This is a genomic window from Dendronalium phyllosphericum CENA369 (assembly GCF_016056275.1).
Classification (GTDB): Bacteria; Cyanobacteriota; Cyanobacteriia; order Cyanobacteriales; family Nostocaceae; genus Dendronalium; species Dendronalium phyllosphericum.
On the sequence record NZ_JAECZA010000193.1, the window covers coordinates 1 to 303 of the forward strand.

Genomic DNA, 303 nt, shown 5'->3' on the forward strand with positions numbered 1-303 from the left:
GCTTTAAGGCTTGAAGTAAATAATAGATGAACCCATATCCAAGCAGAGCCAGTCCCACTGACCATACAATAGCTGGGATTTTACGAGTTTTTTCGTAAATGGTAGTGAGCAGGGTGGATAGAAAAATGATTGAAAACCCTGTGAGTTGGAACCCTTTTGAAAAATAAAGAAGGGCAAGAAGGCAAATAAACCCGGTTAAAAAAGCTCCGAGAGCAGCTGCAAGCGCTTGTTTAAAGGGGGATTCGTGCACTTTAAGAGAAATCCCCATTTCTTCTTCGAGCATGATTTTTAATAATCTATCAT

Annotated in this window: 1 protein-coding gene; it reads right to left on the bottom strand. The window is 39.9% G+C overall.

All coding sequences use genetic code 11. From position 1 onward, the window contains the following. Positions 1–283: hypothetical protein (locus I8752_RS22195; protein ID WP_214434438.1), on the bottom strand; the 283-nt coding region annotated here is incomplete at its 3' end. Between the last annotated feature and the right edge of the window lie 20 nt (positions 284–303).